The organism is Leisingera sp. CC-HEC093, from assembly GCF_059429195.1.
On record NZ_JCAIJR010000001.1, the window covers coordinates 3518766 to 3534610 of the forward strand.

The 15845-nt window shown below is 62.0% G+C and carries 20 protein-coding genes and 1 tRNA gene; 16 read left to right on the forward strand and 5 right to left on the reverse strand.

Going from position 1 to position 15845, the window contains the following annotated elements; genetic code table 11:
* Window positions 1–2 precede the first annotated feature (2 nt).
* Window positions 3–1514, forward strand: coding sequence for an ArnT family glycosyltransferase (locus AC5STB_RS17280; RefSeq protein WP_495444030.1), 1512 nt, complete (start codon window positions 3–5; stop codon window positions 1512–1514).
* Between the two features lie 315 nt (window positions 1515–1829).
* Here AC5STB_RS17280 and AC5STB_RS17285 read toward each other — a convergent pair.
* A tRNA-Leu gene (locus AC5STB_RS17285) sits at window positions 1830–1915 on the reverse strand.
* A gap of 163 nt (window positions 1916–2078) precedes the next feature.
* Here AC5STB_RS17285 and AC5STB_RS17290 point away from each other — a divergent pair.
* Together AC5STB_RS17290 and AC5STB_RS17295 are read left to right on the forward strand one after the other, a co-directional pair.
* Complete coding sequence (locus AC5STB_RS17290; protein ID WP_495444031.1) at window positions 2079–2657, forward strand: YqaA family protein; 579 nt, start codon at window positions 2079–2081, stop codon at window positions 2655–2657.
* Window positions 2658–2659: 2 nt separating this feature from the next.
* Window positions 2660–3127, forward strand: coding sequence for a disulfide bond formation protein B (locus AC5STB_RS17295; RefSeq protein WP_495444032.1), 468 nt, complete (start codon window positions 2660–2662; stop codon window positions 3125–3127).
* Between the two features lie 63 nt (window positions 3128–3190).
* On the opposite strand, the gene AC5STB_RS17300 is transcribed toward AC5STB_RS17295, so the two are convergent.
* Window positions 3191–3616 carry an Lrp/AsnC family transcriptional regulator gene (locus AC5STB_RS17300; protein ID WP_019297834.1) on the reverse strand — a complete coding sequence of 142 codons (426 nt, stop codon included), beginning with the start codon at window positions 3614–3616 and terminating at the stop codon, window positions 3191–3193.
* A gap of 112 nt (window positions 3617–3728) precedes the next feature.
* Here AC5STB_RS17300 and rocF point away from each other — a divergent pair, with 112 nt between their 5' ends.
* From rocF to AC5STB_RS17350, 10 genes are all read left to right on the forward strand, one after another.
* Complete coding sequence (gene rocF, locus AC5STB_RS17305) at window positions 3729–4655, forward strand: arginase (protein ID WP_495444033.1); 927 nt, start codon at window positions 3729–3731, stop codon at window positions 4653–4655.
* Entirely contained in the window at window positions 4652–5581 is a 930-nt protein-coding gene (ctlX, locus tag AC5STB_RS17310; RefSeq protein ID WP_495444034.1) for a citrulline utilization hydrolase CtlX, read from the forward strand. Before rocF ends, ctlX begins: the two co-directional genes overlap by 4 nt.
* Complete coding sequence (gene ocd / locus AC5STB_RS17315) at window positions 5578–6624, forward strand: ornithine cyclodeaminase (protein WP_495444035.1); 1047 nt, start codon at window positions 5578–5580, stop codon at window positions 6622–6624. The genes ctlX and ocd overlap by 4 nt, the downstream gene beginning before the upstream one ends.
* A 293-nt stretch (window positions 6625–6917) precedes the next feature.
* A complete protein-coding gene (locus tag AC5STB_RS17320; protein WP_495444036.1) occupies window positions 6918–7079 on the forward strand; it encodes a DUF1328 domain-containing protein in 162 nt (53 codons plus the stop codon).
* Between the two features lie 52 nt (window positions 7080–7131).
* A complete protein-coding gene (locus AC5STB_RS17325) occupies window positions 7132–7428 on the forward strand; it encodes a hypothetical protein (protein WP_495444037.1) in 297 nt (98 codons plus the stop codon).
* Between the two features lie 335 nt (window positions 7429–7763).
* Window positions 7764–8261, forward strand: coding sequence for a hypothetical protein (locus AC5STB_RS17330; protein WP_495444038.1), 498 nt, complete (start codon window positions 7764–7766; stop codon window positions 8259–8261).
* A complete protein-coding gene (locus AC5STB_RS17335; RefSeq protein ID WP_495444039.1) occupies window positions 8248–8649 on the forward strand; it encodes a phage holin family protein in 402 nt (133 codons plus the stop codon). Before AC5STB_RS17330 ends, AC5STB_RS17335 begins: the two co-directional genes overlap by 14 nt.
* Window positions 8636–9391, forward strand: a complete 756-nt coding sequence (locus tag AC5STB_RS17340; RefSeq protein ID WP_495444040.1) for a hypothetical protein — start codon at window positions 8636–8638, stop codon at window positions 9389–9391. Before AC5STB_RS17335 ends, AC5STB_RS17340 begins: the two co-directional genes overlap by 14 nt.
* A 52-nt stretch (window positions 9392–9443) precedes the next feature.
* A complete protein-coding gene (locus AC5STB_RS17345) occupies window positions 9444–10427 on the forward strand; it encodes an AI-2E family transporter (RefSeq protein ID WP_495444041.1) in 984 nt (327 codons plus the stop codon).
* 303 nt (window positions 10428–10730) lie between these two features.
* On the forward strand, window positions 10731–11096 hold the full coding sequence (locus AC5STB_RS17350; RefSeq protein ID WP_495444042.1) for a hypothetical protein: 366 nt from the start codon (window positions 10731–10733) through the stop codon (window positions 11094–11096).
* A gap of 182 nt (window positions 11097–11278) precedes the next feature.
* Here AC5STB_RS17350 and AC5STB_RS17355 read toward each other — a convergent pair whose 3' ends face one another.
* Window positions 11279–11863: an HNH endonuclease gene (locus AC5STB_RS17355; protein WP_495444043.1), complete on the reverse strand. Its 585-nt coding sequence runs from the start codon at window positions 11861–11863 to the stop codon at window positions 11279–11281.
* 230 nt (window positions 11864–12093) lie between these two features.
* Between AC5STB_RS17355 and AC5STB_RS17360 the strand changes: the two genes are divergently transcribed.
* Both AC5STB_RS17360 and AC5STB_RS17365 read left to right on the forward strand, forming a co-directional pair.
* Window positions 12094–12747, forward strand: coding sequence for a pseudouridine synthase (locus tag AC5STB_RS17360; protein ID WP_495444044.1), 654 nt, complete (start codon window positions 12094–12096; stop codon window positions 12745–12747).
* 12 nt (window positions 12748–12759) lie between these two features.
* Window positions 12760–13179, forward strand: a complete 420-nt coding sequence (locus AC5STB_RS17365) for a VOC family protein (protein ID WP_495444045.1) — start codon at window positions 12760–12762, stop codon at window positions 13177–13179.
* Between the two features lie 35 nt (window positions 13180–13214).
* Here the strand turns inward: AC5STB_RS17365 and AC5STB_RS17370 are convergent, their stop codons facing one another.
* A complete protein-coding gene (locus tag AC5STB_RS17370; RefSeq protein WP_495444046.1) occupies window positions 13215–13880 on the reverse strand; it encodes an alpha/beta hydrolase in 666 nt (221 codons plus the stop codon).
* Complete coding sequence (locus tag AC5STB_RS17375; RefSeq protein WP_495444047.1) at window positions 13877–14623, reverse strand: DNA-3-methyladenine glycosylase family protein; 747 nt, start codon at window positions 14621–14623, stop codon at window positions 13877–13879. Before AC5STB_RS17375 ends, AC5STB_RS17370 begins: the two co-directional genes overlap by 4 nt.
* Here AC5STB_RS17375 and AC5STB_RS17380 point away from each other — a divergent pair, their 5' ends adjacent.
* A complete protein-coding gene (locus AC5STB_RS17380) occupies window positions 14624–15841 on the forward strand; it encodes an MFS transporter (RefSeq protein WP_495444048.1) in 1218 nt (405 codons plus the stop codon).
* Window positions 15842–15845 lie beyond the last annotated feature (4 nt).

The following is a 15845-nucleotide window of genomic DNA, read 5'->3' on the forward strand; positions in this document are numbered from 1 at the left end:
ACATGCAAAATGCAACCCTGGCTCAGCATCGGTTCAGCTTGTTAGGTTATCTGCCTTACATTGCGACCGCTATTGCAATTTTCCTGGTTTGGACTTGGCACTTGGCCGACCTCGGCTTCGGCGAACTCAGCCACTACGATGAGTTTTACACGTACGACAGAAGTACCGGTTTCGCCCGTAACGATGACTGGTTGGCGGTGTACTCTAACAATGAGCCGAGCCTGAAGAAACCGCCGCTGCAATACTGGATTTCCGGATTGCTGATGGAGATCGGCCTGCCAGATATACTATCCCTTCGCCTGCCATCGGCACTTTTTGCGTTGGGTGTTTTGGCGGCAACAGCTCTTCTGGCCAGGGTGATGCTCCCCAAGGAGCCTTGGGTGATGCTGCCCTCAGTCTTGCTGCTCGGGAGTTCCTTGGACTTCTGGCGTTACGCAACGTCGGCCATGCTTGATGCAGGTGCAGCTCTATTTGCAACCCTGGGAGTTGCTGCAATGTTAGCTGCTTTTGAAAAACCAAAATACTGGCCTTGGTTTGCAGCAACGGTTTTCCTAGCTTCACTGCAGAAAAGCCCGACCCCTCTGGCCTTCCTGGCCATGGCCCTATTGACCCTGGCGTTGACCCGCATATGGCAAACTGTGCCACTTGGCGAAATTTGGCAAAACAGGAGGTTTCGCTGGACAATCGCGATCTCATTGATACTGGCGTTTGCTTGGCCCCTGTTTCAACAGGCTCGCTTTGCCCTGGATGGTTCAGGTGGGGCACTTGATGGCAGTTTAAAGAAGGAGATGCTGGACAGGTTTGCTCCAGCTCTGACGGATCGCGGGCTGGACGGCCTTTCCAACCTTATCCTGGGACGAGAGCCGTGGTTGCGTCTCGCGGGCTTCCTCGGCCTTTGCGTTCTTCCCTTCACAACCCGCCGGCCCAGATTGCTCGCGGCAACGGGGATAGCTCTTCTCTTTGCGGTTATGATGTGGGGCGCCTCAGGCAAGGTCTATCCTAGGTATACGCTTCTTATTTTACCCTTGCTGATGGTCGGCGCCGCTGGCGCGCTTATGTCAATCAGCCGTCTCCGCTGGATAGGCGGGTGTGCCACCCTTGCCTTGCTCTTAGCTTCCGGGGGGCCACTCAAACGCACTTCCGATCTAGGCATGGGCGGCTTAAGCACTCAATTTGGCTTGCAACTTTCAGAATTTTTGCAGCCGCTTGGCGAGCAATTGCAGGCCGACGAGACCCTTGTTGTCTGCGCTCTCGGCGGAGGTCCGAATATCCCGCCGGGCGCTGTCTCGGTCTACGCCTCGCAAGGGCGCAAATTTGTGTACCTGAGACACCCGGATCTGCCGCGGTATCTGGAAAAAGAGAACTATACATCAGGACCCTTGCGCGGAATTTGCCGATCAAGCGAAATTGACAGGCTGGCACCCGTTCTATCAGGTCTTGAAACAGCCCCGGCGGGGCCGGTTGATTTTATTTATTGGTCTGCAACTGGGATATTAGACCAGCCCGCCGAGTGAGCCGCCCCGGCACCCCGGCACCCCGGCCGATTATCGCGCCATGGCACCCAGCGTGCCATGCACCATTTGCGGCAGTCTTCTCGATCCGCTCGACCTCCCGGCCGGGCCTTCGTCATGTAAAACGCGCCCCCCCCTCCGCAAAGGTACTCTCTTGACGGAATGACGGCAGTTTCTGTTTCATCCGGTTCGCCAGTCCAGCAAGGAGGCGTGTCGACCACTAAGCAGGCGCTGCCTCAGGGGAATAGTATGTCATCAAACGAAAAGCCGCCGGTCTTCCGACCGGCGGCTTTCTCTCGCAAAGACAATGCTCTGCAATGGTACCCAAGGCCGGACTCGAACCGGCACGCTGTCACCAGCGGGGGATTTTGAATCCCCTGCGTCTACCATTCCGCCACTTGGGCCGCGGTCTTTTCCTAGCCAAGCAATCAGCCAAGGTCCAGAGGCAAAACGGAACTGCGCGGAGGAAAATCAGCACCAGTGCAAATTCAGCCGCCGCCTAGCTTGACGGAGCGGCGTGCGCGTGCCACCTCCGTTGGCAAACGCCGAAGAGGACGCAGGGCCAGAATGCTGAAACCGCTATATGACCGGACGATGGCCCTGGCCTATCATCCCAAGGCGCTGTGGTGTCTGGCCGTTGTCGCCTTTGTTGAAAGTTCGGTCTTTCCGATTCCCCCGGACGTTCTGATGATCCCGATGATCCTGGCCCGCCCGTCGCGCGCTTGGCTGATCGCCCTGGTGGCGCTGATCGCCTCTGTGGCGGGAGGCGTTCTGGGATACGCAATCGGCGCATTCTTCTACGACAGCATCGGCCAGCCAGTGCTGGAAGCCATGGGCAAGGGCGACGCCATGGCGGAATTTAACACCCGCTTCAACGATTTTGGCTTCTGGGCAGTGCTGGGTGCAGGCATCACGCCATTCCCGTACAAGGTGATTACCATCATGTCGGGCTGGAGCGGGATGCCGGTCGGTACATTCATTGCCACCTCTATCCTAGCGCGTGCATTGCGTTTTTTCATCGTCGCGGGCTTACTGTGGCAGTTCGGCGCACCAGTCCGGGATTTCATTGAACGCCGCCTGGGACTGGTTTTCACTGCCTTCATTGCGATCCTGTTCGGCGGCTTTCTGATGGTGAGGTTCATCTGATCATGCACAGGCTTCTGATCGTATTGGCCGCCGGCGGCTCTGCTGCGCTGCTGATTGGCGCGCTGGGGTTCCAGTATATTGGCGACATGGCGCCCTGCAAACTTTGTTACTGGCAGCGCTACCCACATGCCGCCGCGGCTGGGATCGGTGTTCTGGCGCTGGTCATCCCCGGCGCTGTGCTGCCGTATCTGGGCGCGCTGGCGGCGCTGGCCACCGCCGGGGTTGGCACCTATCACACGGGGGTCGAGCGCGGCTGGTGGGAAGGCCCCGCCACCTGCACCTCCGGCCCTGTTGGCGGGCTGTCGCCGGACCAGCTGATGGAGCAGATCATGGCCGCGCCGCTTGTGCGCTGTGACGAGGTCCCGTGGGAGATGCTGTCGCTTTCCATGGCAAGCTGGAACGCCATTGCTTCCTTGGGCCTCGCGCTGCTGTGGATTTCTGCGGCCAACCACATCCGCAAACAGCATTAACTTGCCAGAAAGCTTCGATGCGGCCGCCAAGATATTGGCCGCATCGAAATATTCGGCTTGGCGTCAGGTGTCTTTCTTGGTCGCCAGCAACAGATTGGTTTCACTGCTTACAACACCTTCGAACGTCCGGATCTTGGCCAAGGCTGCGTCCAGGGTTTCCAGCGTCTCGGTGCCCAATTCGATAATCAGGTCCCACCGCCCGTTGGTGGTATGAATCGCCCGCACTTCGGGCAACCCTTGCAGCTGCCGGGTGATCCGGCTGGTGCCGCGGCCTTCGATCCCGATCATCATCAGCCCGCGCACCGGATCGCGCAGGACATCCTCTTTCAGGACCACGGTAAACCCCAGGATATCCCCCCGCGCCTGCAGCCGCTCAATCCGGGCCCGCACGGTGGTGCGTGACAAGTTCAGTTCCAGCGCCAGATCCGAAAGCGACGCCCTTGCATTGTGCCGCAGGGCTGACACCAGCCGTTCATCCGTTTTGTCCATACCTCACCCCGTTTTGATCAATTGCCCACCATCATGAGCAAAATGATTGCTGGATTCCATCACGTTTCGGAAGTCTCTAGTATTAAACCTGAGATTTTGGGAGATCAAAACAGTGACCTCACAACACTGCATCCTGATTGGCGCCCCGGTAGACAGCGGCAAACGCAGGGCCGGCTGCCTGATGGGCCCCGACGCCTACCGCACCGCCGGAATCACTGAAGCCCTGCAAAGCCTGGGCCACACCGTGGAAGACCTCGGCAACCTGGTCCCGGACACCCACGCCGAGGATAGAAATGACGAGCTGGTCTATGCCCGCAACGAGACGATCGGCTGGACCTCGCGCCTGGCGCAGGCCGCTGAAAACGCGCTGGAGCGCGGCATGCCGGTCTTTCTCGGCGGCGATCACTCGCTGTCGCTGGGATCCGTTGCCGGTGCCGCCAATCATGCCGCCCAGGCAGGCCGGCCGCTGTATGTCCTATGGCTCGACGCGCACACCGATTTTCACACGCCGCAGACGACCGACAGCGGCAACCTGCACGGCACACCGGTCGGGTACTTTACTGGCCGCAACGGTTTCGAAGGCTTTCCGGCAGTGAAAAACCCGGTGCCGCAGGAAAATGTGTGCATGATCGGCCTGCGCTCTGTCGACACTCAGGAGCGGCTGGCGCTGGAGGACAGTGCCATCCGAACCCACGACATGCGCCACATCGACGAGAATGGCATTGCCGGGCCGCTGAACCGCTTTCTGGACCAGGTCGCCCAGGCCAATGGCATGCTGCATGTCTCTCTGGACGTCGATTTTCTAGACCCTTCCGTCGCCCCGGCGGTCGGCACCACCGTGCCCGGCGGCGCCACCGTGCGCGAGGCGCATCTGGTCTGCGAAATCCTGCATGATTCCGGCCTGATGACTTCGCTGGACCTGGTCGAACTAAACCCGTTCCTTGATGAACGCGGCCGTACTGCACACCTGATGGTCGACCTCTGCGCCTCCGCGCTTGGCCGCCGCGTCTTTGACCGCCCGACACGGAGCTACCAGTGAGCAGCCTGCAAGCGCCCTCTGCAGTGGTGATGGTGCGCCCGCACCACTTCCGCTCAAATCCGGAAACACAGGGTGATAACGCCTTTCAATCGCTTGCGGATACCTCAGCGGAGATCACCTCTGCACAAGCCTTGACGGAGTTTGACGGCGCAGTGAACACCTTGCGCGGCGCCGGTGTCACGGTTCATGTTTTTGACGACACCAGCACCGAAACACCCGACAGCGTGTTCCCGAACAACTGGTTTTCCACTCATGCCGGCGGCCACGTTGCGGTTTACCCGATGTACGCCGAAAACCGCCGTAGGGAACGCCGCTGGGACGTCATCGAACTCCTGAAGCGGAACTACCGGGTCCAGGACGTGATCGACTATTCCGGCCTGGAACAAGACAGCCTCTCGCTGGAAGGCACCGGCGCCATGGTGTTCGACCATATCGGGCGCATCGCCTACACGGTAAGATCCAACCGCGCCGATCCGGTGCTGCTGGAACGTTTCTGCACCCATTTCAACTTTGAACCCATGGTGTTCGAAGCCAAAGATGATGCAGGCCGCGATGTTTACCATACCAATGTCCTGATGGGCATCGGTACCGAATACGCACTGATCTGCCTGGATATGATCACTGATCCCGCCCGCCGCGCAGAGGTTGCGGCGCGGCTTGAAGAAACCGGCCGCCAGGTTATTGACCTGACGCCGGAACAGATCGCCGGTTTCGCGGGCAACGCGCTGGAGCTGACAGGCCGCAAACGCCTTCTGGCGCTCTCCGCAACAGCTCTGCAGGTGCTGCGTCCGGATCAGGTCGCCATCATAGAACAGAGCACCGAACTGCTCCCCCTTACCATTCCAACCATCGAAACCGCAGGCGGGTCGGTGCGCTGCATGCTGGCAGGCATCCACCTCAGCCCCCGTGAAAGGACATCCGCATGACCCAGCCTTCAGATAAGGCCCTGGTGCCTTTTGTCAGCGTCGACAACATGATGCGCCTCATTCATCATGCCGGCATCGAACAGATGCTGCGCGACCTGGCGGAGTATGTCGAAGAAGACTTCAAGCGCTGGGAATTGTTCGACAAGACTCCGCGCGTTGCCAGCCACTCGGACGTTGGCGTGATTGAGCTGATGCCAACCTCTGATGGTGAGGCATACGGATTCAAATACGTGAACGGCCACCCCAAGAACACATCCGAAGGGTTGCAGACCGTCACCGCCTTCGGCCTGCTTGCGGATGTTTACACCGGCTATCCGGTACTGCTGACCGAGATGACAATGCTGACCGCCCTGCGCACCGCGGCGACATCAGCCATGGCCGCCAAGTACCTGGCGCCCAAGGGCGCAACCACCATGGCTATGATCGGCAACGGTGCCCAGTCTGAGTTCCAGACCCTGGCGATGAAGGCGATCGTCGGCCTGAAATCCGTGCGCCTTTATGATAAGGACGCGGCGGCCACTGAGAAATGCGCCCGCAATCTGCAGGGGCTGGGGATCGAAGTTGTTACCTGCAAAACACCGGAAGAAGCCATTGAAGGCGCGCATATTCTCACCACCTGCACCGCCGACAAACAGTATGCCACCATCCTGACGGACAACATGGTCGGCAGCGGCGTGCATATCAACGCTATCGGCGGCGACTGCCCCGGCAAGACCGAACTGGCTGCAGGCATTCTCAACCGATCAGACGTATTTGTCGAATACCCGCCGCAAACCCGGATAGAGGGCGAGATCCAGCAGATGCCGGAAGATTTCCCCGTCACCGAGTTGTGGGAAGTGATCTCCGGCAAAAAACAGGGCCGGACCGGCGACCGTCAGATTACCCTGTTCGACAGCGTCGGCTTTGCGATCGAGGACTTCTCGGCACTGCGTTACATCCGCGACCGCATTAAGGGCACTGATTACTTCATCGACCTTGACATGCTGGCCGATCCCGATGATCCGCGTGACCTGTTCGGCATGCTCCAGCGGGCCAAAGGCTGACTTCGCCGCGCGCCGGGCCCATCCTGCCTGCAGCCGGAAAACAAGCATTTCCTGCCAGGAACCTGAACCGCACCTGCAGGTCTTAGGCAGAACCGGGAAGCTGATCCTGCATTTGGACCAAAGCCTGGCCGCGCCTTCCACGGCCCCCGCTTTTCTCCCGGCGGGGGCCGTTTTCCGTTCCAGCTCCAGCATTCTGCAATTGCAGCAGCCTTCACGGAACCATTCGCCCGCCCAGCCGTTGTTCTGTCAGACGGCGCTGAAAACAGCGCGCAACTGAAACAGGAACAAGAGACATGCTTGGCTGGGCAATTACATTCTTGATCGTGGCACTGACCGCTGCCGTCTTCGGCTTCAGCGGCATTGCAGGCGCATCGGCAGGGGTCGCGAAGATCCTGTTTGTGATCTTCCTGGGTCTCTTTATCTTTTTAATTGCCTTGCGCCTGATCCGCAAGTGATCCAGCCCGCCTTCTCAGACCGGAAATCAGCCAAACCCAAAAGGAAGTTGATATGACCAGCACGACCGAAACTACGCAGCGTCCCGCCACCAAGTCCGCCGCCAAAGGCACTTCCACCGCCAAAGACGCTTCCGCTGACAGCATGGCAGACCGCGCCAAGGAACAGGCTGCCCAGGCGGTGCAAACGGCGCAAGAACACTTGGATGCCGGGATGAAGTACAGCTCGGGAGAATTGCAACGCCTCGCGGATCAAACCCAGGACTTCGTAAAGAAGAACCCAGGCATTGCCGTCGCGGGCGCACTTGGGGCCGGAATTCTGCTGGGGCTCGCGATACGCAGGCGCTACTGACCCGCAAACCAGACACACCTTGGACACGCCGCGCCAATGCGCGGCTTGTCTTTTTTTTGCCGGAAGCCGGACCGGTCCAGAATTCAAGGAACCATCTCCTCGTCGTCCGCGTTACACTTGCGGAACCGACATTTCCAAGGGGGATATCATGGTCTACGAACTTGCCGGGCAGCTGATCCTGCTGACGTCCGCTCTGGGTATTTGGCGTTTTACATCAGCCATTGAACCGGCTGCCGTTCCTGTCCGATCCTGAAGGCGCAAAGTGAACCGGTCCGGCACATTTTCGCGCCCGCACGTTCCCCCTGTGACAGCCCGACAGCAGAAAGGCAGATGACATGACCGATACGTCCGATCTGGAACAGCAGGCGCGCAGCCAGGCCGCCGGTCTGGGGCGCCAGGCCAAAGGTGCCGTGGAGGAAAAACTCCGCGCAGGCGCCGGGGCCGCGCAGGCGCAGGCCGCCGGGGAGGTTCAAGCCACCGCCGAGGCCGCTGAGGCCGCGGCGCAGGCCTTTGATCCCGGCAGCATGCAGGCGCAGGCGGCCCAGGCCGTGGCCGGCCATCTGGAGGACGCCGCCCGCCAGGTGCGCAGCCTCGATCTGGAGGAAACCGTGCAGGAGGTGAGCGCCTTTGCCCGCCGCAATCCGCTGCTGTTCCTGAGCGCCGCCGCGCTGGCTGGCTTTGCCGCCACCCGCTTTCTCAAGGCGAGCGCGCCGCAGCCCGTAACGCCGCAGCCTGCCGCACCGCAGCCCGTTTCGCCGCAGCCCGTTTCGCCGCAGCCTGGCGCCGCCGCTGCCGCGCCGATCCATCCGGAGGCGCCCGATGCCGGATCCTGATCTGCGCCAGGCCCCCGAACTGTTCACCGAGACGCTTCGCCGTTTCGCCGCGCTGCTGCGCAGCGAGGCCGCCCTGGCCAAGGCGGAGCTGAAAGAGAACGCCGCCCGCGCCGGCACCGGGCTGGCGCTGATTGCCGGGGCTGCGCTGCTGGCGCTGGCCGGGGTGCATGTGCTGGCGGCGGCGCTGGTTGCCTGGATCGCCGCCGCGGGCCTTGCCCCCGGGCTGGCGGCGCTGATCGTTGGCGGCGCGCTGCTGGCGGCGGCGCTGGCGCTGGTGCTTGCGGGCCGGGCGCGGCTCAGCAGCGGCGCGCTGCTGCCCGGGCGCACGCTGCGCAACGTCAAACAAGATGCCGCCACGATCAAGGAGGCCGCTGATGCCCAGCACTGACACCCTCGAACAGCAGGTCGAAGCCGACCGCCGCCGCCTTGCCGCGTCGCTGTCCGGGCTGACCGGCGCGGTGGCGCCGCAGGCCGCGGCGCAGCAGATTGCCGCCGCCGCCAACGGCTATGGCGGCGAACTGGGCCGCCAGGCGATGGCCGCCGCGCGGCGCAACCCGGCCGGGCTGGTCCTGGCCGGCGCCGGGCTGGCGCTGATGTTCACCGGCACCGGCCGCCGCCCGCCCCGCGCAGCACCCGCCCCCGCGGCGGTGCCGCCCGCGGCCGCCATGGGCGGGTTTGACGCCCGCGTTGCGGCGGCAGACGCCGCCATCAAGAAGGAGATGACCGGGATGAGTGACGAAAACTTCCGCACCAGCAAGATGCGCGAGACCCTGAACGCAGGCCTGGAGGCGCTGCCCGATGCGGCCCGCAAACGGGTGCTGGCGGCGCGCACCGCCGCGCTGCAGGCGCAGGAAAAGGTCGAGGCCCAGGCCGCCCGGGCGGCGGCGCGCGGCCGCAGCTTCTATGACGACAACCCGCTGGCGGCCGGTGCGATCGCGCTTGGCCTTGGCGCCCTGATCGGCGCGCTGCTGCCTGCCACCCGCCGCGAGGACGAGCTGCTGGGCGCGCACCGCGACGCGCTGGCCGCCAAGGCCGAAGCCGCCCTGCGCGAGGAAATGGACCGCCTGCACAGCAAGGCCAGCGCACGGCTGGAAGCCGCAAGCAGCCCGCCGCAGAACGCTGCACGCTGACCCCGTGCCCGGTGTTCTGACAACAGCGCTCAGCAGCCGCGGTGTGCGGGTCATGCTGCTGATGCTGACGATCATCGCAGTCGCAACGGCCTTGCAGCTGGCGCAACAGATCCTGGCGCCGATGAGTTTTGCTTTGGTTCTGGGCGTTGTGGTGTCACCGGTGGCGGACAAGCTGGCGCGCTACGGGGTGCCGCGGCTGGTGATTGCCCTTACGCTGCTTTTGCTGTCCACACTGTTCGTGGCGGTGATCCTGCTGCTGATCGAACCGCTGATCGACGTGCTGATCGAGGAACTGCCCCGCATCAAGGCAGTGATGGCACGGCTGATCGGCGAGGCAGCGCATCTGCTGCGCGGGATCGAAACGATCAGCCAGGGAATAGAGGAAAGCGTCGGCGCCGAAGCGGTGGAGCCCCAGACCGCAATCCCCTCGGTGGGAGATGCGCTGTGGCTGGCACCCAGCTTTGTTTCGCAGGTGTTCATATTTGTCGGCACCCTGTTCTTTTTCACCCTGACGCGTAACGATCTCTACCGCCTGACCGGACCGCTTAAGGACCGGCTGAGGCACGCGGACACTGTCGTGGCGCGTTATTTTGCGGCGATCACGCTGGTCAATACGGGACTGGGCACCGCAACTGCGGCGGCAATGATGGCACTGGGGGTAGAATATGCTCTTTTGTGGGGGCTGGCTGCGGGATTGCTCAATTACGTTCTGTACCTCGGTCCGCTGCTGGTCGCCGCGGGGCTGGCGCTTGGCGGCATTCTCCAGTTCCACGGAGCCTATGCCGTGCTGCCGCCGCTGACCTTTCTCGCTCTCAACATGGCGGAGGCCAATATCGTCACGCCGCTAGTGGTCGGCCAGCGCATGGCAATTAACCCGCTGCTGGTGTTCCTGTCGATTGTCTCTGGCCTGTGGCTGTGGGGGCCGGTGGGCGCCTTCGTGGCGCTGCCGCTGCTGTTGTGGCTTGGGGTTTTGCTGGAGCCGCAGCCCGGTGCCGCAAAGGACGCGGCTGACGACCCCTTGACGAAGGTGATCTGAAACCCGCCGCTGAGCTTTCCGCGGCATTTAATCCATGACACCCTACCTAAACCGCATCCTGGTGCAGAAGACGGCCAGTCAATTTTAGTTCACGTCGGCGGCCATCGATACTGCCGTCAATTTTTCCACTTTATTTCAATCCATTACAAAGTTTTCACTTTGTTCACGGCAACACTTGCACGGCACAAAGCCATATATGACTAGACAATTTCTAAGTGGACGCTATTTCCGCTTGATATGTCACAGTTTAATGACCGTTTCGGACACCGGTGGCATGGCTCCTTCATAACTTGAGGAGACCTTATGGGTACTGAGAATACCGGTGCGGAAGCACCCATCCTGATCCTGAGCGGGAACGCGCTGGAGGCCGTGGACATCACCGATTATCTTGTACGCCGCGGGCTGGACAATGTATTGAGCGCCACGAAGATCGAGCTTTGCACCACCTTTCTTGATGACCGAACGCCGACGCCGCGGCTGGTGTTCTTCGCCTTTTCCATTAGCGATCCGGTAGCCCGCGACTGGCTGTTTACGGCCCGTGCCAAGGGCTGGCGCATTATTCTGGTCAATGGCGAAAGCAGGGATCCCGAACTGCAAGACCTGCCAATGCTCACGCGGCCGTTTGCGACGAGCCATCTGGACGCGGTGATGGAGCTGGCCGGCGAATAGGCCCGCTTTGGGAACGCAGAACAAGGAGAAAAGGCCAAATGGCCTTTTTGCCACCCGCAAAACACTTATCTTGTAACAACACGACCGCCCCCGCCAGTGCACCGCTCTGCTGAGCACCACTGCCGATCATGATAGCGGCCCCGGGTCTGCAACCGGTTCAGCGCCGTGCCTGACGGCTCAGCCTAAGCGTCCAGCTCAGTATCCCAGTATAAAAAGTCCATCCAGCTTTCATGCAAATGGTTGGGCGGGAACTTGCGCCCCGTGTTGCGCAGCTCCTCCGCCCCTGGGCGCCGCGGCGGTTTGCGCAGCGACATCCCAGCCCGGTGCAGCGACTTGGACCCTTTCCTAAGGTTGCAGGGGCTGCAGGCTGCAACCACGTTTTCCCAGCTGGTCACACCGCCGGCGGCGCGCGGAACCACATGGTCAAACGTCAGATCGCCCTTGCTGCCGCAGTACTGGCAGCAGAATTCATCCCGTAAAAACAAATTAAAGCGCGTGAAGGCCACGCGCTTTTGAGGTTTCACATAATCTTTCAGAACCACCACAGACGGTATTCGGATCGCAGTGCTCGGACTGTGCACCACCTCGTCGTACTCGGCCACAATGGCCACCCTGTCGAGCCAGGCTGCTTTGACCGCATCCTGCCAGGACCACAAAGAAAGCGGGTAGTATGAAAGCGGCCGGTAATCCGCATTCAGCACCAGCGCGGGGTGCTGTTTCAGCGCCCCTGGAGATCTGACAAACTCTGCTCTGAAATCGCCATCCATTTTTGAACGTCTTCCTCGCCCTGATCTTCCGTTTCCCGGAACCAGAGCGGGGAACCCGCCCCAGCCTGACTTTGACTATATATCGTGGTTGGCACCTGACAAGCCCCAATGACCCACAACATGTCGGGAGCATGCTAGCCCCGTCAAGTAACACTGCGGTGACAGTTATCCACAGGCAGCCGCGCCTCAGGCCTCTTGCCCTGCCTTCCCTGCCCGCCTATTGCCCTGCCATGACCCGTTTGATCCGTTTCAACAAACCCTATGATGTGCTGCCGCAATTCACCGACCGCGGCAGCCAGGACAGCCCGCGCGCAACGCTCAGCCGGTACATCGACTGCCCTGGCGTCTATGCCGCCGGCCGCCTTGACCGCGACAGCGAAGGGCTGATGCTGCTGACGGACAACGGCCGCTTACAGTCCTGGATCACAGATCCCAAGCACAAGATGGACAAGACCTACTGGGTGCAGGTGGAAGGCCTTCCAAGCGCCGAGGCGCTCAAGATTCTGGCGGAAGGCGTTGATCTGAATGACGGAAGAACCCGGCCTGCCAAAGTTCAGGTAATACCGGAACCGCCCGGGCTATGGGCCCGCACCCCGCCTGTCCGGGTTCGCAAAACCGTCCCCGACAGCTGGGTCGCGCTTACCATCCGTGAAGGGCGCAACCGCCAGGTGCGGCGGATGACGGCGGCTGTTGGGCATCCCACCTTGCGGCTGATCCGCTATAGCATCGGCGCCTGGACGCTGGACGGGCTGGCGCAAGGCGACTGGGAGGATCTGGAGCCGCCCCGTGTGCCGGGCCCGCCCAAACCTTCGCAGAAACCGCCGCGCAAAGCCAAGACCGCCCGCCCCCGCGGCCCGGCAGGTGACAGGCCGCGCCGCCGTTGATACCCTGCCGGCATGCTGCCACATGCCCCTGCCCCCGATGCCATTCTGGAAGCGTCGCTGTACGTCGGCGACCTGGACGCGGCTGAAGACTTCTACGGCAGGCTTCTGGGGCTGGAACGCATCCAGCGGCTCGGCAACCGGCATGTATTTTTTCGCTGCGGCAATTCTGTTGTGCTTCTGTTCAATGCCGCCGAAACCGTGAAGCCGCCCGGAAATCCGCGATTGCCGGTGCCGCCGCATGGCGCACATGGACCGGGGCATTTGTGTTTCATGCAAACCCGGGAAAACCTGCTGAAGATGCGGGCGCGGCTGCTGGCGGCTGGGGTGGAAATCGAGGCCGAGTTTGATTGGCCCAGCGGCGCGCGCTCAGTCTATTTCCGGGATCCGGCCGGGAATTCTTTGGAGATTGCTGAGCCGCATCTGTGGGCCTAACGACCCACAGAACAGCCCAGTGCCAAACCGAGAGCTTACAGGCTCAGTTTATCCCGCATAAAGGCCAGCGCCACACTCAGACCGTCCGGAGCGATACCATGGGCGGTGCCCTTTTGGATATGGGCAAAGACATCCTGGAAACCGGCCTCCTGCAGCGCCTCAGCGGCTTCCGGCAGCGATTGTACCGGCACCACATCGTCCTGATCGCCGTGCACCAGCAGCACAGGCATTTTGGACAGGGCCTCATCCTTCAGCAGTTCCGGGGCCAGCAGACGGCCGGAAAACGCGACAATCCCGGCCACCGCATCCTCGCGCCGCGGCGCGACATGCAGGCTCATCATGGTGCCCTGGCTGAAACCAAACAGCACAACCTGTTCTGGCAGCACATCCTCGTCCACCATCAGTGCATCCAGAAAGGCGTTCAGATCCTCCACTGCGGCCTGCATCCCGCGCATGCTTTCCTCCTCCGATGACCCGTCGATCCAGGGAATCGGGAACCACTGAAAGCCGAGCGGCGCACCGGCACAGGCCTCAGGCGCATCGGGTGCAACAAACAGAGTATCCGGCAGATGTTCGCCCAGCGGATCGGCAAGCCCCAGCAGGTCTGCGCCATTGGCGCCGTAGCCATGCAGGAACACCACAACAGAGCGGGTGTCGCCGGAGAGCGGCTCCTTGCGGCCGGCATTCAGTACACGAGTCATCGGATTCCTTCCCTGTCCTTCGCCACCCGGTAATAGGCCCACAGGATGCGCGCCGCAACCGACCGCCACGGCGACCACTCCTCTGCGATTTGCCGCATCTCCCGCTCCTTCGGGCGTGCGGGCAGATCAAACAAGACCCGCGCGGCCTCCTGCAGGGCAAGATCCCCGTGGGCAAATACATCCGCCCGCCCCAGCGAGAACATCGCATAAATCTCCGCGGTCCAGACGCCAATCCCCGGCACCTGAACCAGTGTGGCAATCACTTCCGCATCAGGAGCATTTCGCAACGCCTTGAAATCAATACGCGCCTCGGCCAGCGCCCGGGCGTAACGGATTTTCTGGCGGCTTAGGCCGGCCGCGCGCAGGTCCTCGTTCGTTGCCCAAAGAATTTTGCGCGGGCCGGTTAACTTCGCGGCTTTCATACGCTTCCAGATCGCACTGGCGGAAGCCACGCTCACCTGCTGGCTGACAATTGCGCTCAACAACTCTGCAAACCCTTCGGGCTTGCGCCGCAGGGGCAGCGGGCCGGTCAGCGCCAGCGCTTCGGCAAAACGGCGGTCCTGCGCCGCCAGCCAGTCCGCCCCCTCACTAACGCAGTCATTGCATTGAATGATCCGGCCTGCACCCGGCAGAAATCTTGGCTGATCTGACGCCACGTCACCCCCTTTGACCGCGGCAGCACGGCGGCCCACTAGCGCGGCAAGCGCCTTGCCCCGCCTCCGGTTCACCGCTACGCATCCCATATGAGCATGACCATGACCACCCCCAGCGACGCGGTCGCCAAGAAAAACGTTGCCATCCTGGTTCTGGCCCAGGCGATCCTCGGCGCTCAGATGCCGATGATCTTCATCGTCGGCGGCCTGGCCGGCCAGTCGCTGGCGTCCAACCCCTGCTTTGCGACGCTGCCCATATCGCTGATCGTGGGCGGCTCGATGCTGGCGGCCACGCCGGTCTCGGCAATCATGCAGCGCTGGGGACGCCGCGCCGGTTTCTATACCGGTGCCGCCTTTGGTGCTGTTGGCGGCTTGGTTGGTGCTTACGGGTTGTATCTCGGCTCTTTCCCCATCTTCCTGCTCGGCAGCCTGCTGACCGGCGTCTACATGAGCGCGCACGGCTTCTACCGCTTTGCTGCGGCAGACACCGCTTCCGACGCATTCCGCCCCAAGGCGATTTCTTATGTGATGGCGGGGGGGCTGGCCGCAGCGGTTATTGGCCCGCAGATTGTGAAGGCCACCAGTCAAGCCTTTGTTATTCCGTTCCTTGGCACATATTTGGCGGTGATAGCCGTAAACGTTCTGGGCGCGGCGCTGTTCCTGTTTCTGGACATCCCCAAACCGCCCGCACCCAGTCAGGACAGCCCCAAGGGCCGCAGCCGCGTGGAGCTATTGAAAACGCCAGTCATCGCCGTTGCCGTGATCTGCGCCATGGTTTCCTACGCGCTGATGAATCTGGTAATGACCTCAACCCCGCTGGCCGTGGTTGGCTGCGGTTTCACCGAGGGCAACGCCGCGGATGTGGTCACCTCCCACGTTCTGGCGATGTATGTGCCATCCTTCTTCACCGGCCATCTGATTGCCCGCTTCGGCGTGGAAAAGATCGTTGCCGCAGGTCTGGTGATCCTCGCCGGTGCCGGCGCGGTGGCGCTGCAGGGAGTCGATCTGGAGAACTTCTTTATCGCTCTGGTGCTGCTTGGCGTGGGCTGGAACTTTGGCTTCATCGGCGCAACAACCATGCTGGCCGGCGCACATGAAAGCTATGAGCGCGGCCGGATGCAGGGCTTAAACGACCTACTGGTGTTCGGCGGTGTCACCATGGCTTCGCTGGCCTCCGGCGGACTGATGAACTGCTCCGGCGGCAATCCCGTGGATGGCTGGAACGCAGTCAATATGGCCATGGCGCCCTTCCTGGTGCTGGCCGGCGGCGCGCTGGTTTGGCTGGTGATGCGGCCCAAAGAGGCCTGACCGG